Annotated in this window: 16 protein-coding genes and 1 pseudogene; 2 read left to right on the forward strand and 15 right to left on the reverse strand. The window is 40.6% G+C overall.

Annotation, left to right across the window (positions count from 1 at the left end):
- Nucleotides 1-1497: pseudogene (locus DBR11_RS29860) on the forward strand (beta-galactosidase); the annotation flags it as partial.
- Between the two features lie 45 nt (nucleotides 1498-1542).
- Here the strand turns inward: DBR11_RS29860 and DBR11_RS07700 are convergent.
- From DBR11_RS07700 to DBR11_RS07770, 15 genes are all read right to left on the reverse strand, one after another.
- Nucleotides 1543-2385, reverse strand: a complete 843-nt coding sequence (locus DBR11_RS07700; RefSeq protein ID WP_108551252.1) for a hypothetical protein — start codon at nucleotides 2383-2385, stop codon at nucleotides 1543-1545.
- A 96-nt stretch (nucleotides 2386-2481) separates the two neighbouring features.
- Nucleotides 2482-3447, reverse strand: a complete 966-nt coding sequence (locus DBR11_RS07705; protein ID WP_108551283.1) for a prolyl oligopeptidase family serine peptidase — start codon at nucleotides 3445-3447, stop codon at nucleotides 2482-2484.
- A gap of 95 nt (nucleotides 3448-3542) precedes the next feature.
- The gene (locus DBR11_RS07710; RefSeq protein ID WP_108551255.1) at nucleotides 3543-4718 is read right to left on the reverse strand and encodes an MFS transporter; all 1176 of its coding nucleotides are present in this window, start codon (nucleotides 4716-4718) and stop codon (nucleotides 3543-3545) included.
- A gap of 97 nt (nucleotides 4719-4815) precedes the next feature.
- Nucleotides 4816-6384 (reverse strand): arylsulfatase, encoded by a 1569-nt coding sequence (locus tag DBR11_RS07715; RefSeq protein ID WP_108551257.1) that lies wholly within the window; start codon nucleotides 6382-6384, stop codon nucleotides 4816-4818.
- 27 nt (nucleotides 6385-6411) lie between these two features.
- Entirely contained in the window at nucleotides 6412-8277 is a 1866-nt protein-coding gene (locus DBR11_RS07720; protein WP_158275242.1) for a PAS domain S-box protein, read from the reverse strand.
- A 190-nt stretch (nucleotides 8278-8467) separates the two neighbouring features.
- Entirely contained in the window at nucleotides 8468-9004 is a 537-nt protein-coding gene (locus DBR11_RS07725; protein ID WP_108551261.1) for an SRPBCC family protein, read from the reverse strand.
- 57 nt (nucleotides 9005-9061) lie between these two features.
- The gene (locus tag DBR11_RS07730) at nucleotides 9062-10219 is read right to left on the reverse strand and encodes a TlpA disulfide reductase family protein (protein ID WP_108551263.1); all 1158 of its coding nucleotides are present in this window, start codon (nucleotides 10217-10219) and stop codon (nucleotides 9062-9064) included.
- 25 nt (nucleotides 10220-10244) lie between these two features.
- Nucleotides 10245-11444: a thioredoxin fold domain-containing protein gene (locus tag DBR11_RS07735; RefSeq protein ID WP_108551265.1), complete on the reverse strand. Its 1200-nt coding sequence runs from the start codon at nucleotides 11442-11444 to the stop codon at nucleotides 10245-10247.
- Between the two features lie 4 nt (nucleotides 11445-11448).
- The gene (locus DBR11_RS07740) at nucleotides 11449-12975 is read right to left on the reverse strand and encodes a RagB/SusD family nutrient uptake outer membrane protein (protein WP_158275243.1); all 1527 of its coding nucleotides are present in this window, start codon (nucleotides 12973-12975) and stop codon (nucleotides 11449-11451) included.
- 11 nt (nucleotides 12976-12986) lie between these two features.
- Nucleotides 12987-16364 (reverse strand): SusC/RagA family TonB-linked outer membrane protein, encoded by a 3378-nt coding sequence (locus DBR11_RS07745; RefSeq protein WP_108551269.1) that lies wholly within the window; start codon nucleotides 16362-16364, stop codon nucleotides 12987-12989.
- A 176-nt stretch (nucleotides 16365-16540) separates the two neighbouring features.
- The gene (locus DBR11_RS07750) at nucleotides 16541-17746 is read right to left on the reverse strand and encodes a FecR family protein (protein ID WP_108551271.1); all 1206 of its coding nucleotides are present in this window, start codon (nucleotides 17744-17746) and stop codon (nucleotides 16541-16543) included.
- 79 nt (nucleotides 17747-17825) lie between these two features.
- Nucleotides 17826-18440: an RNA polymerase sigma-70 factor gene (locus DBR11_RS07755; RefSeq protein ID WP_108551273.1), complete on the reverse strand. Its 615-nt coding sequence runs from the start codon at nucleotides 18438-18440 to the stop codon at nucleotides 17826-17828.
- A gap of 111 nt (nucleotides 18441-18551) precedes the next feature.
- Nucleotides 18552-19958 (reverse strand): sialate O-acetylesterase, encoded by a 1407-nt coding sequence (locus DBR11_RS07760; protein WP_108551275.1) that lies wholly within the window; start codon nucleotides 19956-19958, stop codon nucleotides 18552-18554.
- Between the two features lie 6 nt (nucleotides 19959-19964).
- The gene (locus DBR11_RS07765) at nucleotides 19965-22148 is read right to left on the reverse strand and encodes an alpha-L-fucosidase (RefSeq protein WP_108551277.1); all 2184 of its coding nucleotides are present in this window, start codon (nucleotides 22146-22148) and stop codon (nucleotides 19965-19967) included.
- A 172-nt stretch (nucleotides 22149-22320) separates the two neighbouring features.
- Nucleotides 22321-23433 carry an SGNH/GDSL hydrolase family protein gene (locus tag DBR11_RS07770; RefSeq protein WP_108551279.1) on the reverse strand — a complete coding sequence of 371 codons (1113 nt, stop codon included), beginning with the start codon at nucleotides 23431-23433 and terminating at the stop codon, nucleotides 22321-22323.
- A 200-nt stretch (nucleotides 23434-23633) separates the two neighbouring features.
- On the opposite strand from DBR11_RS07770, the gene DBR11_RS07775 reads away from it, so the two are divergent.
- Nucleotides 23634-25673, forward strand: coding sequence for an ATP-binding protein (locus tag DBR11_RS07775; protein WP_108551281.1), 2040 nt, complete (start codon nucleotides 23634-23636; stop codon nucleotides 25671-25673).
- Nucleotides 25674-25756 lie beyond the last annotated feature (83 nt).

Below are 25756 nucleotides of genomic sequence, written 5' to 3' on the forward strand. Positions count from 1 at the left end.
TTTGTAATGATGACTTATGGAAATGAGCCATCGGGAAAAAACAATGCAGACTACCTGGTTACTTTTGTAAAGTACTGGAAAATGAAAGATTCAAGGAGGATGTACACCACTGCAGCAGGTTGGCCGCAAAACGATGCCAGCGATTACAATAATATGCCAGAGCCGAGGATTCAGGGCTGGGGGCAGGGGCTGTCGAGCATTATAAATAAAGAAGCTCCAAAATCGGATTATGATTTTACAGAGATCATCTCTAAATGGAAACAACCTACTGTTAGTCATGAGATCGGTCAATGGTGTGTATATCCTGATTTCAAGGAGATTAAAAAATATGATGGGATATTAAAACCAAAGAACTTCGAAATATTTCGGGACAAGCTGGAGCAAAATGGCCTCTCCATGTTGGCTGACAGCTTTTTTATGGCTACAGGAAAGTTACAATCGCTTTGTTATAAAGCCGATATAGAAGCTGCAATGCGTACCCCCGGTTTTGGCGGATTTCAGCTATTGGGTCTGAGTGATTTTCCAGGACAGGGCACTGCCCTTGTTGGTGTTTTAGATGCTTTTTGGGAACCGAAACCGTATATGTCTGCGAAAGAATTTAACCGGTTTTGTGATCCCCTGGTGCTTTTGGCCCGGCTGCCAAAAATGGTTTATACCAACAATGAAGAGCTGAATGTTCCTTTAGAGGTTTCAAATTTTGGTGATGCACCTTTAAAAAATGCAGTGGTCAGTTGGAGCATTACTTCCGAAAGCGGTGTTAAATTGTTTAGTGGAAGTTTTAAAACAGAAACTATTGCTTTAGGAAATGCAATTCGGTTAGGTACAATTAAGCAGGTACTGGCTTCGGTTAAAACCCCGCAGCGCGTTATCTTAAGCGCAACAGTGGCCAACCATACCAATACCTGGGACATATTTGTATATCCCAATGTACTGCCTGAAACGCCTAAAGATGTACTGGTGACTCAAATCCTGGATGCTAAAGCTATAAAAATGCTAAACGAAGGGGGTAAGGTATTATTAACATTAAAAAAGGGTTCTGTTAAAAGTGATAAGGGCGGCGATATAAAAATAGGTTTCTCTACTATCTTCTGGAATACAGCATGGACCAGCAGCCAACCACCAACAACTATGGGGATTTTATGTAATCCCAAACATCCTGCATTGGCCAGTTTTCCTACGCAGTACCATAGTAACTGGCAGTGGTGGGATGCAATGACCCATTCCAGTGCGATCAGACTTAATGCGGTAAGTGACCATATCAACCCAATAGTAAGGGTTATTGACGATTGGGTGACTGCTCAGTCTCTGGGTTTGGTTTTTGAATGTAATGTAGGAAAGGGAAAGCTGGTTGTTTCAGGTATTGACTTCCTGTCGGACCAGGATAGACGTCCTGAGGCCAGACAATTGTTATATAGTCTTGAAAATTATATGAATGGTAGCCAGTTTAATCCTGAGAAGACAATAGAGCTGGCAAAAATACAGGGATTATATAATTAACACCGGGAAAATATGTCCCGGCATTTTTTTGCCGGGACTTTAAAATTATTTTCTGTATAACGGGCATCTTTTAAGTAAATACTCCAATGGACTATTGTAGGATCCATCTGTATTGCTTAGGAAAGCTTTATGTGTTTGGTTATAAATACTTGCATTATTGTCCATGTAAATATGCAAGCCCACTGCCACATCATATCGCTGAACCGCGTTGCTGTTTGTGGAGCCATAAGAGGAAACACCTTTAACCTTGTCGTTATTATCCCGCTTTACTTTACTGCTCGAAATATCACTGGTGGAACTGGTTTGATATCCCTTATTCTGTGTTATGGAGCCGTCTATCACATATTCTACGCCCAGAATGTCACAGATTTCTTTCATAGTGAAATTGATCATCTTGTCTTTGGTAACTCCAGCTTTGCTGAGCAGGGCATTTGTCGTTCTTGGGTCGAGTATGGTATATCCCGCAGAGTGTTGTGATAAAAAACCGTAGGTGTCTTCTTGTGCCTTATAACCAATTGCGTCAGCGCCTGGTTGATTGTCCATTAAATAGGTAAATGGAAGGATGGCAATCTTGTTGTGATGATCAACAGAAGATGCCGACATGGTTACCTGGTCATTTTGGCGGTTTTGTGCTGGAAGACTTTGCTGGCTGATGTTCTCTACTCTGCCACTGGCGTGAACAATTTTAGCAATTTCTGATTTTTTAAGTACGTACTGGGCAGTTTCGCCAGCATAAATAAAAGTAACTTCGGTGTCGGTGATTTTGATCACTTTTCCCTTCATTTCTTCACCGTCAATTTTTTGAATAACGTCTTGTTTTGCATTGGTCTGGGCCATTATATTCATGGAAAACAGACCTAAGATTAAAATGAGGTATAATCTTTTCATTTGTTTATTTTTTTTTGTTACTAAGGGATCGATATTGATAGCGTTTAAAACAACAAATATAAGGGGATAGTTTGGTGTTTTATTCTAATCTTAATTTCAATCGCCGATCCTTTTATAAATATACTGCCTGTCTGCGTTTACAAGAATATGCATTTTACGTTTTTTGCCGGAAAATATGGCATCGACCGGATCGTTCTCGTTGACAAAAAACTTGTCATTTGCATAAGGTTTTAGCTCGGTAGTTCCTTTTTTCCGGGTCAGGGTTACTATACCTGGTGTTACGGTTATTTTCAAAGTATCATTCATCAGGTCGTTATAATAAGTGCCCTGATAGGTATCCAGTATTTTTTGATCTACAGGTACTTTGGCATATTTAAATTTTCTAATCCCTGAGAGCCAGGTGTATAAACTATCGGTGTTGTAGGCGGATGTCCAGCTGTCATGGCCGTCTTCGGGAAAAATTGTGAATTTAACATTCGGGTTGAGGGGCTTTAAAGCATCTACCATATCCTGGCTCGATTTAAGTGGAACAATATTGTCCTTTCCGCCATGAAAAACCCAGATGGGTGTATGTCTTATTTTCCATACTTTAGAGGTGTCGCCTCCACCGCAGATAGGCACAATTGCGGCAAACATTTGAGGGTATTTCATCGCCATTTCCCAGCAGCCGTAGCCGCCCATGCTTAAGCCTGTTAAGTATAAACGATCTTCATCGATTCTATATTTCTCCTTGATGTCTTTCATCAGGCGAAACAAATCGGTAGGTTCCCAGCCTTCTCCGTTAGGCACCTGTGGTGATATCACGATAAAAGGAAATTTTTTGCCCTGAGCAATCATTTTGGGTAATCCATTTATGGCTACTTTGTTTACATCATCGCCGCGTTCACCGCTTCCATGTAAGAATAAGACCAAAGGAAATTTTTGCTGATCGTTCTGTTTGTAGTTTTCAGGTAAATAAAGCAAGTACTTTATCTCGTTGATATATTTTTCCTGAGTCTGCTGTGCAGATATCGTATTGCATACTGCAGTGAAAATTAAGAGGAAGGTGAACAGGTGTTTCATGTTGAACATTTTAGTAATCAGACTATTAATGTACGAAAAGTGTTGCATTAAAATCAATAGAGACTACTGAAAAATTCAGCATGCGGTGGTGATGGTCATCCGTTAGATTTTCTAAATGCATAGGTTATGGCAACACTTAAAAGTAATACCCCAGTGAAAGTCAGTGCGGCGGTCAGGGAAAAATGGTAAGCGATAAATCCGAGAAGTGCCGGGCCTGCGAGCTGGCCTGCGTAGCCCATAGTACTTATCGCGGGAATGGCGGCTGAAGCGGGTATTCCTTTAAGTTTTCCACCCTCACTAAAGAAAACAGGTACTATGTTTGCGGCGCCTATACCTAAGAGCACAAAGCCCAGAAGGATAGTGGGGATCCATGGGGTTGCCACAGCAATGAAAATTCCTAGGGCAGCAATGAGGCCACCGGCAACTACTACGGTTTTTCCACTAAACCGCTCCACGATGCGATCCCCCAGAAGACGCATGGCTGCCATCGCAATTGAAAATGTTGCATATCCAACTCCTGCAAGCTCTGGATCTATTCCTCGGCTCTCCTTTAAAAACAAGGCACTCCAATCCAGCATTGCTCCTTCGGACAGAAATATAGCAAAACATGCTGCTCCAAGAAAAATTACGCTGGGACTAAACCATCCTGATCTGGTCTTGTTTTTTTGTTCTTTGTGTGTATTATTCTCCGGTAAATCACCTTCCTGCTTTTTAGTGAACAGGGATTTATACTTTAATAGCAGAATGGAAATAAGCAGTATCGAAATTGAAATTGCGGCAGTTAAGGGATTGAGCCCTGCTCTCATCAATAATCCCAGACCCAAAGAGCCACATAGGCCACCAACGCTAAAAAGACCGTGAAGAGATGACATTATTGGGCGTCCATACTGATTCTGAACATGGATGCCATGAGAATTCATTGCGACATCAATGACACCGATTCCCCCTCCAAAAACAAAGAGCGCGGCGCCCATCATCCAGGGATTTGGCATCAATAACAGCATTGGAAGGAAGGTAGCAGCGACCAGTCCGGAAATCAATATAACGGATCTTGTACCGTAAAGCTTAGACAGATATCCACTCAGGGGCATCATCGAAATCGCTCCGGTTCCGAAAAGCAGCAGCAATAGCCCAAGGTTAGCATCATTGAGATGTAACCTTTCTTTTGCGAATGGGACCATAGGCGCCCAGCTGGAGAGGGCAAATCCGCAAACCAGAAATATATATTGTGTCGCTTTTTTGGCTTTAATGGTTATCTGATTGTTTTTCATTTTGCAAATGAATGCAAATTTGCGTAAAGTTGCAAAAGTAAAATATTCGAAAATCAAAAATGTTAATTAGATGACTGCTTTAGAAGATTGACCAGCTTTATTTCGCTTCGTTTTCTAAAACAGGTATTTCAAATCTGCTTAACTCTGGGGTATGGTGTTCTTTTTTGGAGATTGCCTTCATTTTTTTAATAATTTCCGGATGCTGAGCGGCCACATCATGCTGTTCTGTCTGGTCTGTTGCTAAATCATATAATGACCATTTTGAATTGCCTTTCAGCATGTCTAATCGGATTCCTTTCCAGTTCCCTATTCTGATGGCTTGCTGGCCACCGTATTCCGGGTATTCGAAGTAGAGGTAGTTGCGACCGGTTTGTTTGCCTTTGGCCAGAATTGTTGGTAGGATACTGATGCCATCAACGTGTTTCGGGACTTTAAGATTTAAGAGGTCGCAGAAGGTAGGCACCATGTCAATGGTTGCTGATATAAGATTTGAGGTGCTTCCTTCCTGGATTTTTCCCGGCCAGGAAACGAGGAAGGGTTCTCTTATTCCCCCTTCGCGGAGAAAGCCTTTTCCCCATCCATATTCTCCGTTAAAAGGTCCGGCACTTTTAAAAAAAGTGGGATCAACACCTGCATTATAGGCGGGACCATTATCTGAACAAAACATAATAATGGTGTTGTCATATACACCCTTGTCTTTTAGTTTTTTAATGATCTGGCCTACTTGCTGGTCTAACAAGGTGATCATTGCGGCGTAGGTAGCATGCGGATACCGGCAAGGAAAATAGGAGCCTCCCAAGAAGGGTTTTTCGTCTCCGAATTTCTTGTGATAGTAAGCCACCAGATCTTTAGGTGCCTGTAGCGATACATGGGGCAAAGGGGAGGGGTAATACAGGAAGAAAGGTTTGTCCTTACTTTTGTCAATGAATTTTAGAGCCGCTTTAATAAGATAATCGGGAGCGTAGTCTTTTTGCTGATACTTTTCATAGTTCTTCTCGTCCAATGGATCGAGATCTTTAGGCAATTCAATATTGGGGTCAACGATCCTGTTGTCTAAAGGCACACGGTTGTTGTTTTCCCATAAATGCCCGCTGTAATAGGTGTGGTCTTGCCGCTGGCAGATATAGCCATAAAAATAATCAAAGCCCTGATTATTTGGTGTACCGGCAGTCATTGGGGCGCCTAAGCCCCATTTACCCACCAAAGCGGTTGTATAGCCCGCCTTTTTAAGAATTTTGGCAATGGTGATGGTGGAATCGGGAATTGGGTATTGGCCTTCCAGGTAAGGATTGTCTTCCATCGCTTTGAAATTCCAAACATCTCCACGATCGGCCCATTCATGATTCCCGCGGATAAAGGCCTTTCCTGAGTTTTGTCCGGTCATCAATAAATAGCGTGACGGGGCGCAAACAGGATAAGCATAATGTTGCGTAAAGCGTTTTCCTCTCTTTGCCAATTGATCGAGATTTGGGGTTTCAATTTTTTCCTGGCCGTAAGAACCCAATTCGCCATAGCCCATATCATCGGCAAGGATGTATACGATATTAGGCTTCATGGAGGAAATATGTTTGCTTCCTTTTTGGGCGTAGCTGGTCAGAGAGACGCTGAAAACAACGACCGATAGCAGAAAAGCATTATAAAATTGAAATGTCTTTTTGATATTCATTTTATATGTTGTTAATGATCTTGTTTTTTATTCCTTCTCTGGGTTCTTTGACAGTGCGGTGATTTTACCAACAACTTCATCCAGTTCCTGGGCAGAATTTTTTAAAAACTGCAGCATTTCTTTGAGTTCATCATTAAAAAGAGGGGTACCTGAATCGATGATGTTAACGATACCCAAAATCCGTGCAACCGGGGCCCTGACCATGTGAGACTGAATCCATGAAATATCCTTTAATTGCTTATTTTGATATTCAAGTTTTTGATTTAATGTAATGAGCTCCTGTTCAGAATTTTTCCTTTCTGTGATGTCTTTTCCTACACAGAATATCAATCCACTTTCGGTTGCTGGTGTAACGTTCCAGGCCACCCAGATATAAGTTCCATCTTTTTTTATTAATCTGTTTTCAAAATAATGCAATGCCATACCGTCGATGACTTCTTTGAATGCGTATAAAGTATTATCCAGGTCTTCGGGATGTATAAATGAAATGAAATGTCGGTTTAATAGTTCCTGCTCAGAAAAACCAAGCAGTTTTATCAGTGCGGGATTTATTTTCTTATAAAAACCATCTGTTCCTGCGGTTGCAATGATGTCTGGTGCATAATTAAATATCTGCTCCAATTCCAGTTCGAGTTTTTTTCTTACAATTTCCATTGCAAAATGAGTACTTATGCCCTCTATGAGTTGTATAAATTGTTGGTCTGGTTCTTTATTGTTATTCAGACCAACCATCATAGCTCCTAGGACTGCCCCAGTGTTGTCAATCAATGGTACACCATAGGCCGATTTAAGTCCCACATTCTGTACGATATCCTTTTGCAAAAAAGGTTCATGCTGATCAAGATCAATCAAATGTTGCGGACTGCCGGTTTTCCATATGTTCCGTATAAATCCATCTCCGTCTATCTGTATTTTGAAGTCTTTATTGTTCTGATAAAAACTTTCGGCAATATCGGTGGAAGCGAAATGCGCAGCAAGGGCTAAGGATTGTTTGTCTACACTGATCAGCCATATTTCTGCAATTAAAAAATCACCGTAAGCAATCAGTTTTTCCAATATTGTGGAAAGAACCTTATTCAAGCTTTCTTCTTTGCTAAAAACTGTACTTATTTTATGATTAAACAGTTCTCTTTCGTTATTGAGGGTCAACTCCCTTTCCTGTAATTTAAGGTCAGTAATGTCGTAAATTAGTGTGTAAAAACCCATTACATGCCCATCTTCAACATCTGGTACATATTCGGTAAGTATAATCCTGTCTCCTTTGCCTTCTATCTCAAGAGTCCGTTCAAATCTCTGAGGCAGTCCTTTTAGTGCTTCCTCCATGAAATGCTCATGTTTTGAAATCTGTTCTTTTGTAAATAATTTGTCTATCCTGGTATTGTACATTTCATTTTCAGTTTTACCAAAAAATGAAAGATAAGCCTTGTTGGCGAACAAGCAGCGTAAATCGGCTGTCCAGTAGGCAATTATGGAGGGGATGTTATCTGTGATGGTTTGATAAAACTGTTCTGTTCCAGGTTGTTCGTCACTCAGGTGGTTGTTGTTGACGTCTTCCCTCATGATACATACAATTCCCCTAACTTCGTTGTCATCCAGCAAATTTGTAAGCTGGCACTCATACCAGATGCCATCAGTAAAAAGAATCCTGATTGGACAGGTGTCTATCTTTTTGACTATAATTTTGTTTAATAACAGTCCAAATTCCTTTTTGTGATGAGGTGAAATGAATGTTTGGAGTTTGTTGCCACTGATGCGCAGTTCTGCTTTTGGATTTTTATGCAGTACAGTTAACTTGTGGTCTATTACAATAGCAATGTCGCTTGATTTATTCAAAAATTGATAGAATCCGCTGAGAGGATTTGTTGTTGTGACTTTAGAATTCGTTGCTGACATAGGGATCGTATTGACGTAACTTAATACCAAATATAAAGATAGCATAGTATGGAGATAATACCTTGAAGAATTAATTGATCCAGGGGTGCAGTGTGTATCTGGATAAGGTAATTGTGTATAAAGCCTAAATAAAAATGCCCCAAAAAGTTTCTCGCTTTTTGGGGCATTTAAATAATATAAGCCCTGTTAATTAATTCATTTTGGCTGCCGGGATTGATTTTTTTGTCATCTTATCCAAACCTGTGGCATAGCTGTCAAATTCTGCGGTTAGCTGTGTAACCAAAGCTTTTTTTGCTTCTGTATCACCTTTTACCATACCTCTCCATGTCACATTCGTTTTGCCTCCTTTGTCTTTTAAAAAAATAGCAAATTCTGCTGATTTAATTCCTTTAGGCAGGTTGGCGTCTGCAAAATCTATGGCCATAAGCTTGTTGTGTGGTTCATTTTGTGTGATGTTTTCTACACGGCTGCCGCCATTTGAAAAAACAATCTTTCTGGATACGGGTGGATTTGCATCTAGTACTTCTATGGTACTTACATAACCATTCGAGGCTTTTTTAAGTAAGTCATTGTTACTGAAAACTTCCCAAGTCATCTCCAGCGGCATATTGATGTCTGCGCTTTTTTCTATGTCCCATTTAATTTTTTGGGCAGTTTCCATCTGAGCGTGAGCTTTAATTGCAGATAAACTGGTTAGGAGTATCAGGGCTAATACGATCTTCTTCATATTTTTAAGTGTCTATTTGAAAAAAGAGCCAGGAATTTCAGCCTGGCCCGTTGCTGATTACATGCCGAATATTTTTTTCATGGCTTTATCTAACGATTCGCCGCGAACATTTTTCTCTACGATTTTTCCGTCCTTATCTACAACAACCAGGTAAGGAATTCCACTAAACAGGTAATCGGCCATTACGGGTTTAGATTCTACTGCATTGATCTGTGGCCAGCCCATTTTCTCTTCTGCCATTGCTTTTTTCCAGTCGGCCGGTTTTGCATCAACAGATACAGATAAGATTTCCAGACCTTTGTCTTTGTATTTACTGTATACTTCTTTTAAGTGAGGGATCTCCTGGCGGCAAGGACCGCACCATGAAGCCCAGAAGTCAATAATCAGGTATTTTCCTTTGAAATCTTTAGGTCCCCATTTTTTACCGTTTACATCTGGATAAGCAAAAGCAGGTGCTTTCTGTCCGTCGGCAATTTTCTCTTCTTGTGCAATACCGTCCAGGATTTCTTTTTTCCTTTTCTTTGCCTGATCCAGGTCAGGGAATTTCTTGGTCAGATTGTCTAAGGTAGACATGACCAGTTCCCTGTCTCTTTTGGGATTCAGGTAACCGAGTGCATATAGTACTGTGGGTTGGTCTTTGTATTTGTTAACCAGGTATTTGATGCGGAAATCACGGTCTTTGTTGATGCGCTCAAAGCCGTCCTTCACATAATTGATCCATACCGTATCTTTAGAGCGCCCTGCCCTGTATTGTTCCTGACCTACTGCAATCATTTGTTGATAGTCAAGATAGCCTACCAGGTTTACATCATTAATCACATCATTTTCTGCTGATGTGTTTTCCATATAGATGTACGGCGGGTTTTTGATTTTCATCTTCGCCGTATCTATACCACGCACGTTGACATGGATATTGTCTTTATTTGCCCAGAAATCAATGCGGTCAAAATAATAAACACGTACCTGGTAAAAGTCCGGCTTGTCTGCCGGTACTTTGAAAGAGAAATTGTTGTTGGCATCTACTTTCGTACTGTCTATTGCTTTGAAGGCTCTTTTAAAGCCCTCACCTTCATATTTTCCCAGGTAAATCGGGTACTTGTTTTCGGTGTCGGGGAATTTAACTGTACCTGTAAAAGTTACTGTTTTTCCATTCTGCGCAAAGCAGTTGATCATCATAAATAATGCGACAACCGCTAGAATTACTCTTCTTTTCATTTTTTTATTGTTCTTTGTTTTAGTATTAGTCTTTCATCATTGGAGGTGTCATTTTCCCTTTTTGCATGGCTTCTTTTCTTAGATCTTGTGCCTTGGTTGCCATGACTTCTGCTTCTGTTGTTTTTCCCTGTTTTTTAAATATTCTTTTTCTCAGGTCGGCCAGTTGTATGCTGGTGAAAAGATCGGGGTTGCTTTTCTCGATCTGAGCGGCCCATTTCAGGGCATTCGGATATTGTGCTGCTGGTGCGGAGGTAACCACATCGTTTGCGGCTCCGATGATAAAATAGTTTTTTAATGAAAAATCATTGTCATTAGAAACAGCGTCAACACGGCTGGTAAATTTATCCCACTGTCCTGCGGCAGCGAATTCGATCAGGTCGAGCTGGGTAAGCATAGGCTTGGAATAATTGGTGCTCCCGGACAGGATTTTTCTAATTGCTGCAACCTTTTCTTTTGCTTCTTTAAGCCCTGTTTTCTTTTCATATGCCCTTTTTACAGAGTAAACTGCCATGCTAAAAGTGTTTCTGAAATAAGGGTTTACCTTTTCTGCTCCGTATGTTGACTCCAACTTTCCCTTATTGGCATAGAAATAGGCGAAGGCCTGAGAAGAAGGATTATTGAGGTACTTGAGAGCAAGGTTCCAATTATGTTCCTCCATAAGTGCTGATGCAGGAAGACCATCAAAATAGACTTTTGCTACAATACCCATTTTATCGGCTTCATAGGCTTTTTCCAAGGCTTCTAAATAAGCAACTGCTGTGGCTTCGGAATGATCACCATTGTTGAACTTTTTGGCCAGTCCGAATGCGGTACTTTCTGGTTTTAGCGCTTTGCCTGCTTCTTGCATAAATTCAGATGCCGACATACTACCAACAATTTTATGTACGATTTCTCCATCTCCGTTGATGAACAGATAGGTGGGGAAGGCACTTACTTCATATTTATCTTTCAACGCGGGGCCTTCCCCTTTTTCCATATCATATTTAACATTGAGGAAGGTGTTGTTGAACAGATCAGCTACGCTGTCTTTTGTAAACACTTGTTTGGCCATGACTTTGCACGGGCCACACCAGGAGGTATAGGCATCAAAAAAGATGATCTTGTTTTCTTTTTTTGCTACAGCCAATTGTGTTTTCCAGTCGGCTTCCTTAAATGCGATCTCCCGGTTTTGTGCGGATGCGGATAGTGCAGCCAGGCAGGTGAGTCCGATGAATAATTTTTTCATGTTTTTATTGTGGGTTTTGTTGCAGATTTGGGTTCAGTTGAATTTCTATCAGCGGAATTGGGTAAACTATTCGCTTATCATCAGGCTGAATAGTTAAAGGCGCAGAGAAAAAATAATCTATATAGTTTCTTGTTAATGGCAGGCCATTACGGAAGTTGTCAAATGAAGAGTTTCCTTCCCAGGCTAGTTCGAGCCTCCGCTCATTGAATACGGCTTGAAATACCGTGAGACCTGCAGTTGATAAGCTAGCAGCAGTCCATGCCGGAGCATTGGCCCTTACCCTTACTGCGTTAACGGCAGTTAGTGCATCGGCAGTATTGCCTGACTTGGCTAAAGCCTCTGCTTTGTTGAGGTACATCTCTGCCAAACGAATGTAAGCGGTTCCACTTCTGCTTTTCGCACTGAAATCAAATCCACCCAGAGGAAAGATCTGCTGATAGTTATACTTGTTTACTGTATTTCTGCTTTTATCGGTTGCAGTTATTCTTTTGTCAGTTTCAACTGTGATAAAACTCATTCTTAAATCTGATGGATTCTGATTCAATAGGGCCATATAATCTGGAGACGCTGTATATTCACCTTGATAAGGGTTTCCAAATACATCTCTTGTTGCCAGAAATTCATTGATGAAATTTCCATTGGCATCGTCATGTTTGAAGTCGAAAATAAATTCTTTATTGGTTTTACTATCAGAGTTAAATGCATTGGTATAAGCGGTTCCGGTGATCAGGGTATATTTATTTGCTGAAATCACTTTGTCTGCGTATTCTGCAGCTTTTGTATTGTAGGTATTTTGCGGAGCTGTTGGTGTGCCGCCCATATACAGATAAACACGTGACAACAATGCCCACGCAGCCTCTTTGCTCGCATAGTAATTCGGGTTACCAGATCTGGGTACATTCATTAGGGCTGCAGCTTTTTCCAAATCTGAAATGACTTGTGCATAGACCTCTTTAACCGTATTGCGTTTTGGCTGGAAATCTTTATTTACCAATGAGTTTAAAGAAAGAGGAACCGCAAGATTGTCGCCATTGTTTTGGTAATATGGACGACCATATATCCGGACCAGGTTAAAATAGGCCAGGGCACGAAGGAAATAGTTTTCTCCTTTAATTTGATCATGTGCAGTATCTTCGCCATCTTTTACGGCATCGATAACCTTATTGGTGCCAGAAATGAGGCGATAGGATACGCGCCAGAAACTGGTGGTAGGGCCCTGACTTGGCGAGTTGGCGTAAGTATAGCTGTCATCTCTGGTTTGCGGGAAAGCACGGGTGATGGCATAGAGGTTGTTTCCTTTTAACTCGCTCATATTAAACCAGCTCGCATCATAAGATGCATCACTGGCGGAGGAGGTAACCAGTAAGGCGTAATTACCGTTGGTAGCACTGGCAAGGCCATCAAGGGTGCTTAGCAATTCCACATCAGCCTTGTCATTAAATGGACGGATATTTTCGTCGATCGTTTTTTTGCAGCCAAATAAAATCATTGCTGCAAATCCTATATAAATGGATAATATGTATTTCTTCATTGTCTGCATGATTAAAAGGTTAACTGTACGCCTAAAAGATATTTACGACTGGCACCATAGCCGGCACCTATACCGTAATTGTTCGGATCAGCTGCCAATCCGCCTTCCGGATCTACGCCATAAAAACCCTTTTTAGTGAAGATGAACAAGTTGTCGCCGCTGACGTAAATGTTTGCTCTTTTTAATTTAATTGCACTGATGAGCTGAGTTGGTAAAGCGTAGCTTAAACGAATGTTACGTACCCGGATGTGACTGGCATCTTCCCAAAATCTGGAACTGCTTTCATCGGCACCATCTGTGCGATTACGGTAAATCATGGGTTCGGTAGCCTGATCTCCGGGTTTTTGCCAGATAATCTGACCGGCAGCGGGCTTAATCTGGTTGTATTTAATGATGTTGTTTCCATCAGAGGCGAAGTAAGATGACCTGGAATTGTTGTATACCATATAGTTTCCAGCGAAGTTTAACAATACAGACAGTTCAAAGCCTTTATAGCCGAACGTATTTTGTAAACCGCCGTAAAACGAAGGCGTGGTATTTCCGATCAGCTGGTTTTGCATGTTGGCATCATTGCCAGTTAGACCTTTGGTGACATCATCCATTGTATTTACAATTTTGCGGGTAATGGCATTGGTTACCGGATCGCGTTCCAGACGTTCAAATTGTGGCATGCCGGTTTGAGCATCTACTCCCAGCCATTTTACAGCATGAATGCTGGCAATATTGTCGCCCTCTTTGATGAGGCCTGCATTGCCATATAGGATCTGACCGCCGTATAATTTTTCAACTTTGTTGGTATTGAAGGTAAGATTTAATCCTGTTTCCCAGGTAAACTGACCTGCAAGGTTTTTGGAATTTAATACGATTTCTATACCCCGGTTGAGCATTGCACCGATATTCTGATACTGGCTAGGTACGCCCAGTAAAGACGAAGTGGCTACTTTTTGCAACAGATCGGTATTGCGTTTGCGGTAAAAATCTGCCGAAACCGATATACGATTAAACAAGCCCAGATCGATACCTAAGTTGGTCACATAGGCGCGCTCCCAGGTAATTTGTCTGTTCCCCAACTGATTGATGATGGCTGCAGGATCACCGGCATACTGGTAAGCGAAATTATAGAAACTCTCTGTCAGGAAGTCTTCACCGGCAATTTTGCCGTTTGTTCCGTAACTGGCTCTGAGTTTTAAATTGGTGAGGTATTTGTTTCCGCGCAAAAACTGCTCATTACTGGCCAGCCAGGCACCACTAAAAGAATAGAAATTTCCTGCTCTGTTGTCGATACCAAAATTGGTAGAGTAGTCCATCCTGTAAGATGCATTTACGAAATAACGCTCGTCGTAATTGTAATCTCCTTGAGTGAACAGGGAGTAGGATCCTCTTACAAATTTCTCCCCATTGAAGGACTTTCCTGAAAGTGTGTTCCAGGCTTCGGAAGCTGCAGCAGGAACTTTGATACCTGTCGGCATGTTTCTAACGGCCAGTGTATTGTATTCGCTCCCACCTTTATTGTATTCAAAACCACCTATTCCGCCTACGGTACTCAGACCGAATTGTTTGCGTGCAGTGAGTAGGTTGGAGGTTAAGAAGGAATAAGAATTATCTTTTCTCTGTATTAAACTTCCTTTATCGGCCGCTCCGGCAAGAGATAATCGATCTTTATAGGTATTGGTTGTGATGTATGTAGTGTTGTAAGAGTTGTTTGAGGATAGGGTTAGCCAGTCATACATTTTGTATTTTGCAGAAAATACGCCTAGAACTTGTTGGGTATTGGTAATTGTGGAGTTGTAAGGCAGGTCGTAAAGCGGATTTTGGCTTGGAGAGCCCAATGCGTCGGAGCCCATTATTTTTTTAGGTGTTCCATCGGGGTTATTTGGTGTATACCATGGCAACAGCGTAGGGGAGCCGGTTACTTGATTGGCGTCGCCTTTATCGAAAATGGCACCTAGGTTTGCATTGAAACTCAATTTACTGGTAATGTTGTGGTCCAGGTTGAGTTTAAAACTGTTTCTTTTTAGATCATTATTCTTTAATGGCCCCTGTTCATCATAGTTGTTGGCACCAAAATAATAGCGTGTTTTTTCGTTTCCACCAGATAAAGACATATCTAGAGTTTTGGTTAAGCCGTTGCGGTAAAGCAGATCGTTCCAGTTGGTATTTGTTCCGAGTACCGATGCCGGGGGCAAATATTTAGCTAAATAAGCATCCTGAGTTAAGTTTTCTGTTTTAATGGCGTAGGAGTTCAGGAGCATTTGGCGTTGATAGTCATAGAGCTCCTGGCTGCTCATAAACTGAATTTTACCCAGGTTTCTCTGGCTTATACCAAAACTGCTATTGATGTTGAGCTGGGATTGACCAGAAACACCTTTTTTAGTGGTAATGACCAATACGCCCTGGCTGGCGCGTGAACCAAATATAGCAGTAGATGCTGCATCTTTTAACAGCGTTACTGTTTCAATATCTGTTGATGAAACAATATCGCTTGGATACATTACATCTGAGTAGATAATTCCGTCTATGACAACTAATGGGTTCAGGTTATTGGTTACGCGTACATTGGCTGCATCAATGGGTAAAGTCCCTTGCCCACGGACTACAAAAGAAGCTTTACTATTGGGGTCGCCAGAGGGCTCTGTAATGTACATTCCGGCAATTTTTCCTTTGAGCTGGGAGATCAGGTTATTAGAGGTAACGCCTTCCAGCTCGCGGGAACTGAAGGTTTGAAGTGAACCGGTGATTTCACTGGCCTTTTTTGTGGTATAACCCATCACCACTGCTTCCTGTAATTGGGCGATGGCAGGATTTAAGACAACGTTTATTGCTGAATTGTTGTCATTGAGTACAACCGTTTCAATACGTTTACTTTCATAACCGATGGAACTGAAGACTAAACGGTAGGTTCCCGGAGTTAGGTTTAAAGTAAAATTTCCATTGCCGTCGGTCATGGTAGCGATATTGGTCCCGTCAATTCTTACCGAGACACCCGGAAGAGGTGCTTTACCATCTGTAACACGTCCCTTTACAGGTTGTTTAACTTCAGGATTTTTTTTCTCTTCAGTTTCTGCTTGCTTCTCTTTAATGATCACATTGCGGTTTACAATGATATAAGTAAGGGGCTGTTTGCTGAGGGTTTGCTCCAAAGCCTGATCAACGGTGGCATTTTTTACGAATAGATTTATTTTTGAGGCGTTCTTTCTCAATAGGTCGATTTTGTAGAAGAAGGAGTAACCGCTTTGCAGTTCTATCTTTTTGATCACGCTTTCCAGGCTGGCATTTCTTTCATTTAGCGTAATGCTTTGGCTGAAAGCAACAGCGCTGGCCTGGAAACTGATAATGAGTAAGCATACAATTAATTTCATGACCCTTAATGTGTCTAAAATTTTATTCATATTTGTTTGGTTTAGTCGCAGCAAACCTTATCCCCCTTAAGGAGTTTGTGGTTTGTTTCGATTTGGTTGATAATTGATATGGTCTTTCAGGATTGATCTTTTATTTAACCTTTAAAACTTATCCGGGAGTGGTCGTAACACTTCCGGTTTTTTTATTAAAGGCTAAATGGGCTTGGTTATGGTTCTACTATAAGTGTCCTCCTTTCTATTTTGAGTTTAATTCCATTGAGTTCAAATATTTTAAGCATATCGTTCAGTTCCAGATTTCTGGAAGCTTTGAAGTGAAAAAGTTCCTCAGATTTTTTGTTGTCTTTAAAAATGACTTCAATGTTATACCAGCGTGATAATTGTCTCATGATACTGCCAAGGTCTGATTCATTGAATTGAAAGTATCCATTTTTCCAGGCTACAGCTTCTTCAGTATCCACCGCACGCGTGCTTAGATTATTGTTGTTTAATACGGATTGCAGACCTGGGAGTAGATTTACAGTTTTCCGGGAGCCGATCTGCGAAACCCGCACTGCGCCTTCCAGCAGTGTTGTTTTGGTTATAGATTCGTCTTCGTAACTGTTAATGTTAAAGTGGGTGCCGAGTACTTCAACCTGTTGTTTACTGGTGACGACAATAAAGGGCATTCGTGCCTTTTTATGGCCGGATTCTTTGATTGTCATCTTTGCTACTTCAAAATAAGCCTCTCCTGTTAATTCAACTTTGCGCTCATTTTTGCTGAATAGGGTTGGGTATTTTAAAGAGGAAGATGCGTTAAGCCATATTTTACTGCCATCTGGTAAATCGATCTGGTATTGCCCACCTCTAGGGGTGGTTATGGTATTATAGGCTATTTCAGGGGATGTAGTACTTGCTTTTTTCGCAGACTCGGCAACATTGTAAACAAGTTGTCCTTTTTCTGTTTTGGTAATAGTGATGCCAGTTTGTTCGGCAATTTCTCCATTTGTAGTGCTATCAAGATTGATTACTTTTCCATTGGCAAGTGTTAGGGTTGCTTTATTTTGGCCAGCTTTGATGGTGTTTGTAACCAGTCCGGGGTCCTGAAATGAATTCAGGATGACGTGATGGCTATTATAATAGAAAAGGCCTGCGCCGGTAACCAAAAGAACTGCTGCTGCTGCGGCATAACGGTACCAGGAGATTTTTTTAACAACAGGTTTTTGATGACTTGCTATTATGTTTTGCAGCATATTGCCTGCATGAGGAAATAAAAGCCCGTCTGTTTTGATTTTATCCCATGTGTCATCCATTAAGCTTGTGATGTCTCCGTTTTCTTGATTTTCAGCGACCAGAGATAGAAATTCCTCCCGTTCCTCATGAGTACAGGTGTCTTCAATGTATCGCTGGTATAGACTGGCTAATCTTGAATTCATAGGTGTGTTGTTTAGGCTCCCTTTATTGTAAAGACCCCTGGCAAAGGAGAGAGGAGTAATAGAATTGAAAAAAAATAAATTAATGTTTTTCGGCTAGTAAAGTCATGAGGATGACCACTATTGCAATGTCGGTATGCGTACTTACATAATTTCGCAGAAAGCGCAACGCATGTTGCATATGCGTTTTTACCGTTAGCTTAGAGATGTTGAGCCTTTCGGCAACCTCTTCATATTTCAATCCTTCCTGATGACAAAGGGTATAAACCAGTTTTTGCTGTGCTGGTAACTTCTCTATGGCTTGATTTAAGACTTTTTCTGAATCTTTAAATATGATGTATTCCTCGGTTTCATTATGATCTTCCTTGTAGTTAGAGGCCATCATTCTGCTGGTTCTCACTTCTAATGCCATTCTGCGCAGAACTTTTAAAGTATGGTTCCTGGTCAGGACCCTCAGGTAGGCATCCAGGTTTTCAATCTGGGTGAGGTATTCTTCCTGGTTCCAGATCTTTACGAATATTTCCTGTGTGATTTCTTCGGCAAGGGTTTCTGATTTGACAATTTTTAAAGCGTAGTTGTAAACTTTTGGACTGTAACGATGAAAAATTGTACTGAAAGCTTTAGTATCACCAGTTGAGATTTGGTGCAATAATGCTTTTTCGTCATTAAAAATTTCTTCTAGCTTTGTTGGTATCATGTTATGATTCAGAGCCGTGCTGTCTGAATTGGGGCCTAATGTAAAGATAAAAAAATAAATGCGCTCTTCAAAAGTTGAAGAGCGCAGTATTTTTTATCAGTCTTACAGAATTTATTTTATTTTACTGGTATCAATATCCCAGTTATCCGTCCTGAAAGGAGCAACAGGCAAACCTGTAAGCGTAAAAATATTACCTATTCCTGCATTACTAAATTGATAACGAACAGCGACAGGTGTTTTTACTTTCTTGCTGGAAACATTGATGGTACTTCCTTTTATTTTAATCATTGCAGGATAAAAGATCTTATCTGCTCCAGCTATGAAAATTTCTTTTGGCATTTTTCCTTTAATAATTAAACCTGTCTCTGCATAATCAAAGTCAACGACTACATTGCTGCCATTTACTTTGAAAGATTTTAACAGCGGACTCTTATAGCCATCTTTTTTTAGACCATAGGTTTCGGCCAGGGCAATATTGGCCAGGCGAATACCTACGTCCTTTTTATTGGTTGGATGGATATCGAGGGTATCGCTAACCAGATCTGAAATTACTGCCATGCCTGTTTTCTCTGTGGATAGGCTTTTGGTCTGGGCCTCTCTTACCAATGCAGCCACATTATATTTATCATATTTATAAGGAGCAATTTGTACGTAATAAAATGGGAAATCTTTATTCCATGCTTTACGCCAGGAAGTTATCATGGTGTTCATTAATTCCGTATAACTCAATGGTGCCTCCCGGTTGCTTTCTCCCTGGTACCAGATTGTACCTGCAATATTGTAATTAACAATGGGGTAAATCATGGCGTTATAGGTATATCCGGCATTTACCGGCCACCATGGAGTGGGGTTGTTTTTTTTCGATGCCTCTTTTAAGGTTGCATTATTCTCTATCAGATTTTCCGGTGTCCAAACTTCTGCAGGTGTACCGCCCCAGCTGCTGGCAATAAGGCCAATTGGTACATTTAAAGTTTTGTTTAAATTTTTACCAAAATAATAAGCTACTGCACTGAATGCTTTAAGAGCGTTAGTGTCGCAGGTTGTCCAGTTGCCGGTGCAATCCTCTTGTGGTGTTTTTGAAGTCGTTTTAGGCATGTTGAACAGCCTGATATTAAGTTTGTTCAACAGTTCGTATTCCTCTTTAATGCTGGAAATGCCTGTATAGTAATTCCTCTCCATATTCGATTGACCACTACATACCCATACTTCTCCAATTAAGATGTTGTTGAGGATAATTTTATTTTCACCTTGCAGGGTAATGGTATAGGGGCCACCTGCTTGTGGCGTCTGAATGTCAATTTTCCAGTTTGCATTTCCATCAGCTGATGTTTCGATGGTCTTATTGTTCCAGGAGGTTGTAATTTTTATCTTTTCATCGGGTGATGCCCAGCCCCATAGTTTGGAGGTGGATTGCTGCTGTAATACCATATTGCTACCCAATATATTTGGAAGTCGGATATTGGCGTGCAATGATAGAACCAAGAAAGAAAGCAGAAGTAATAGAAAGTGTTTTTTCATCTGTGTCTATTTTTCTAAAAGATCAAGTTCCGCAATGGCTAAGGTTTTTTTATTGGCTGCAATAGAAGTAGCCTGCACCCGTACATACCTTGTTGTAAGCATTTTTGTAAAATAATGTGTTCTTGGTGTGGGATCATTAATGAGATTTCCAAATGCAACATTTTCTACAGTTTGCCAATTTTTGCCATCGTTGCTGATTTGTATGATGCTTTTTTCCATCATACCATCGGCAAATTGTTGAGGCGGGGTATAAACAAAGCCTGTCAGGTTGTGCTCACGGCCGAGATCTATGGCAATCTGGTGTTTGTTGGCGCTGGCCAGCCAGTAAGTTTGCGGGTTGGCATCGAATGCCATATTTTTTGTATGGTCATTTGCTGCACTGTCTGTATCTAATAATTTCCAGTCTTTTTTCACAATTCCAAAAGTTTCTGTTGCTACAGGTCCTTTTTCTTTATCGGCGATGGACAGGGCTTTTATTTCACCCCCGGTTACTGATACCGGGCCGGTATATTTGTTGGAGGAAGCGGTAGGTTCAGTGCCGTTTGTTGTATAATAGATTTCGGTTCCTTTGTTCAGGTTGGCCGTTGCATTTTCTCCATGTGGTTTCCATCCAAATTCGTGTGATTTAGGTGATATGGTTAATAAACCGTTGATGTCTCTGCTGAAGGCGAGCTGAGGCGGTCTGGTGCGGTAATAATAGGCATCTATTGTAGCAATAACAGGTGTTGCTCTGGAGGATAAAATCACCAACCTGAATTTTGAGGCTGTAACTTCTGGGAAACGTAATATACGTTTATAGCCAATATTTGTTGCCGAAGCAATTTTCTCCCATTTATTCCCTATCCAGGCTTCAACAATATGTTGTTCTACGCGTTCTCCGTAGCTGGCTATGTTTTCCTGCAACAGGATTCTGTTGATGGTAACTGGTGCGCTGGTGGTAATGCTTGTGTTTTGCTCTTGCTTTGATATTTTAGCATTGGCAAATAAATTTTTACTATAAGTTTCGGAGATCCGCTTTCCGGTTTCATTCAGCACTTTTACATCTTCATCAGAGAATTTGCCCTGGCGGTTTGGAGGAATATTGAGCAAGAATGTAGAATTGCCGCCTACGGCTCTTTCGTAAATATCAAAAACATCATCGGTACTGCGCACTTTTTGTTTTTCATCATCCCGGTAAAACCAACCCTCTCTTATAGAGGTATTGGTTTCGGCTTGCTGATAGTGCAGGTATTTTCCTTTGTATAGTTCCTCCCGGCTGCCTAAAGATTTGTCTGTTAGATCTGGAAAGTGGCTTGCTGTATCTGGGTTTTCAGGATAGGGGATAACATTCCATTCGGTTTCCCGGGTACCACCCGATTCATTACCACACCAGCGGATATCTTCTCTGCCAAAAATAACGGCCTTTGGGGCCAGGGTATGGATCAGCTTCTTCCAGGCGGCATAATTATATTTCTGTCCACCTTTAGACTTGGGGTTTGCCCCATCAAACCAAACCTCATACACTGGTCCATATTCTGTTAATACTTCAAAGAGTTGATTGAGGAAATATTCGTTATAGTCATCAACCTCAAATTCGAATTTGGTTTTGTTGTCAAATGGCCTTCCGGCCACTTGACGGGGTATGGTGCGTTTAGAAACTTTGCTCAAATTGCCGTATAAACCAGTTGGACTTTCTACCTGGAACAGATCTGCCGGTGATAAATAGATACCTAGTTTTAACCCATATTTTTTACAGGATGCCGAGAGGTCTTTTAAAATATCGCCTTTCCCATTTCGGAATCCTGTAGACATGATTCCGTGATTGGTATACCGGCTTTGCCAAAGTACAAATCCATCGTGGTGTTTTACGGTTAGAAGGACCATTTTAATGCCTGCGGTTTTCATGGCCTGGCACCATTGGTCAGTATGCAGTTCTTTCAAATCGAATACTTTGGGGTCTTCAACGCCATTTCCCCATTCTACCCGTGTAAAGGTATTGGGGCCAAAATGTATAAAAGCAATAAACTCATTCTTTAAGGCACTGAGCTGATTTGTTGTAGGAGCTACATGTGCAGCTTTGGCAATAATGGTGGCCTTGCTGTCATTTGGTGCTATAGAAATGGTGTTTTGCAGCTTTATTGCATTGTTCTGTGCATGTGTATGTACATAAAAACAGGTGAATAAAGCTGTGAGTGCAAAGATTTTTTTCATTTAAAGTTTATCTGATTGGTAAAATTACAATTTGTTAGATAAGTCTATGCAACTCATATTATCTCTTACTTAAAGCATATTGTCATTTTAGGATTACCAGCCAGGGTTTTGTATCATATCTGTTTTTTTAGCGGGCTAGTTGACACGTGGTACACAACAATGGTTGCCAAGGTTACTTTTTCTTTAAAATCTGTTTTATTATTTCTTCATATGCATTGGCATACTGGATCATTCCAATGTCATTAGGGTGTGTTCCATCTATAGTGCTATCGGACGTAAAACCTATTTTTTGTGCCTTAAGCAGATAAATGTTTTTGATTCCTTCTTTTTGCAGTTTATAAAATGTGGCAGACAGTACCTGACTAACATGGGTATATTTGTTGGTGATGGAGCTGTCTAAATTAAGCGCTGGTAATGCGCCGGAATGTTCGGTAAGCAGGATTGGAACGAGTGGATGTTTTTGCTGTAAATTTTTCACTGAACTGGTAATACGCTTTTCAACTTCTTCATCTGAAAATTTATTTCGGTCGTAGAGGTTCGGCATACAGTCTAGTATATATAGAGAGGCGTCAATTTGATTGATTAAGTCAATTAAAGGAGACTCCAGTTGTCCATTACCGGAAAATCCAAGATTGATAACCCTGGTGTTTAATCTTCTTCCTAATATATTGCTCCAGGCAAGCCCGGGCCGGCTGGAACTTGCGCCTTGTAAAATGGATGTCCCATAAATAACAATAGGTTTTTCTTTCTCGTTTACCTTTTGAAATTGAAATGTGGCAACGGAAGACACACCTATCTGAACCCATGAAGGGGTTTTATAAAGTGGGAGATAGAGCCTGTATTCTTTTATGGGTAATGGCGCGCTGATGTTGCTGAATTGAAACCTGATGGTATCGCCAAGATCGTATTTACCACTGATCCAGTGCCAGTTGTTTTTTATATCCTGAGCGTAAAGATCAACACCGCTTACATTTAAAGCCGTACTATTGGGGATAATATAGCTGCCGTTGACTTGATATTTTACCTTTATTTCCCGGGCATCGGTGGTAAAGGTGATGTATTCTCCAGCTGAATTTTGTGATAATTCCCAGAGCTCTTTTCTTACATTTTGCTGGGCGTTACTTGGTAAGCGGTTATATGTGTTTTTTAATCCCGTTTGCCAGTGCCTGCCGTCAACTACAGGATATCCGGCATCTACCGGGTTATTCCATTTAAGAGATTGAGGATGGGCTGAAAGATGTAAAAGTAGAATTGAGATAAATAGGGTAAAGACTTTTTGTTTCATTTTTTGCAGTTTACTGTATTCCTGTCAGAGTGTATGATGTCTGCTTAGGCAAATTTGGTTTTTTCGTACTAAAGTAGGAAAACCTGCTCCTAAAAATATTAAATATGTATAGAAATATTCTTTTCTTTTAAGGGAGATATTTATTTTTATTTACTAATATTTTTAGTATTTTAGCTATTTAATTGATCTAATGATCGGGTATGGAAAATAAAGTCGGAATAAATAACAACAGTGTAGACTCAGCAGGGATCACCAAAGAATATAAGGAGGCTATTGCTGAGTTGATCTGGAATGGGTTTGATGCTAAAGCAACCTGTGTTGATCTGGTGTTTAACGCGAATGAACTGGACCATATTGGTGATCTGGTCATCACGGATAATGGAACTGGAATTGATTTGTCTACGCTGGGTGAAACTTTTGGCTCTTTTTTAGACTCGCTGAAGCGTAAATCTGTACAAAAGACTTCTTCGGTTAGGGGAAAGAAGGGGAAGGGGAGGTTCTCTTTTATCGCATTTGCAGAAACTGCGGTTTGGCAGACGGTTTATAAAGATCAGCAAAGCGGACAATTTCTGGAATACGACATTACCATACATGCAGGAAACAAACATGTATATAAGAATGAAAATAACCGGATTTCTCCCGTAGAGGAAACGGGAACGAGTTTAAGGTTATCCAACCTGTACGGAATTACGGGATATTCTTTGACCAATACAGAGTTTATGGATTATTTGAAGGCAGAATTTGGGTGGTTTCTGTTGTTGAATGAACAAAGACATTTTAGCCTGAGCTTAAACGGTGTGGCTATAGAGTTCAGGGATATTATTGCCGAAGATGAGGTGTTCAAAAGTGTAGTTTCAGATCATGGAGGAAATGAATTTGAATTTAAGATTACCTATGTGCGGTGGAAAAAGAAAATCGGAGATAAATTTTACTATTATTTTTTGAATGAGCATAAAAAGGAGTTGTATAAAGAGTTGACTTCTTTTAATCACAATGCCATCAATTTTTACCACAGCATGTATGTGGAGTCGAGCTTTTTTAACGAGTTTATTTCTTCAGATAAAGAAGGGTCTGGAAGACTGTTTGGGGTGAACAGAAACAATCTGGTTTTTAAGAGGCTTTTAAAGGAACTCCGAAACATTATTAATACCAAACAGAAGGCTTTTGTGAGGATCAATGCTGCAGATGAGCTGATTTCCAAGTATGAGCGTTCGGGGGTATTTCCAAAATTCAGGAACAACAAGTATGAGCAGGAGAAAAAGAAAGATCTGGTAGAGGTGGTGAGGGAGATTTACTGTATACAACCAAAGATCTTTAAGGGCTTAAGTGAAACTCAGGAAAAGACGAGTGTGGGTTTCATTAATCTTTTACTGGATACTGATGAAAGAGGACATATTTTAAACATTCTGGATGGAATTGTGCAAATAACTGCCGAGGAGCGGGAAAACTTGTCCAACCTGTTAAAGAAAACATCGTTCAGCCATATCCTGCGAACCATCAATCTGATTGAAAGCCGGGCTAAAACGATAGAACTGCTGAAGACATTGGTATTTAACCTGAAATCCTTTACTAATGAAAGGGACCATATACAGCATGCAATTGCAGAGAATTATTGGTTGTTTGGAGAACAATTCCATCTGGTTACAGCGAATGAAGCTTTTGAAAAGGTACTGTCGAAGTATTTGTACATCATAGATAATTTACCAGCACCTGCAAAAGTTAAATTGCAGGATGCGGAGAAGGTCAGAAGACCTGATCTTTTTATCTGCAGGCAACGGAGTGTGCCGGATCCCTCCAGCCATGATGATGATCTGGAAGAGAATATTATGGTTGAATTGAAGCGTCCGGATGTGGTGATTGGTAAATCGCAGCTTCGCCAAATAGAAGATTATATGGATTTTGTGACCCGTCAGCCGGAATTTAATGCGCAAACGCGTAAATGGAAGTTTTTTGTGATTAGTAATGAAACGGATACTTATATTAAAAAACAGTACGATGAATTCAGGGATAAAGGCAAGCGTTTTTTAGTTAAATCATGGGGCAACCTGGAGATCTTTGCCATGACCTGGGATGATGTGTTCAGAAGTTTTGCGGTAAAACACAAGTATCTGCTGGATAAGCTTGATTTTGATAAAAGGGCGATTGCTGCTGAACTTAAAGCGAAGGGAATTGACTTGAACGTGGAAAGTTCTGTTGCTGTTACAAAGGAAGTGAGGGCCGCGGCTGCAGCTAATTTTTAAGTCCGGAGGCTAATAAGTTAAAATATGTTAATTTGCTAAAGATCAATTGTTAATCGAATAGATTTGTTGTGCAGATCTTTTGC

The sequence above is a fragment of the Pedobacter sp. HMWF019 genome, assembly GCF_003061025.1.
GTDB lineage: Bacteria > Bacteroidota > Bacteroidia > Sphingobacteriales > Sphingobacteriaceae > Pedobacter.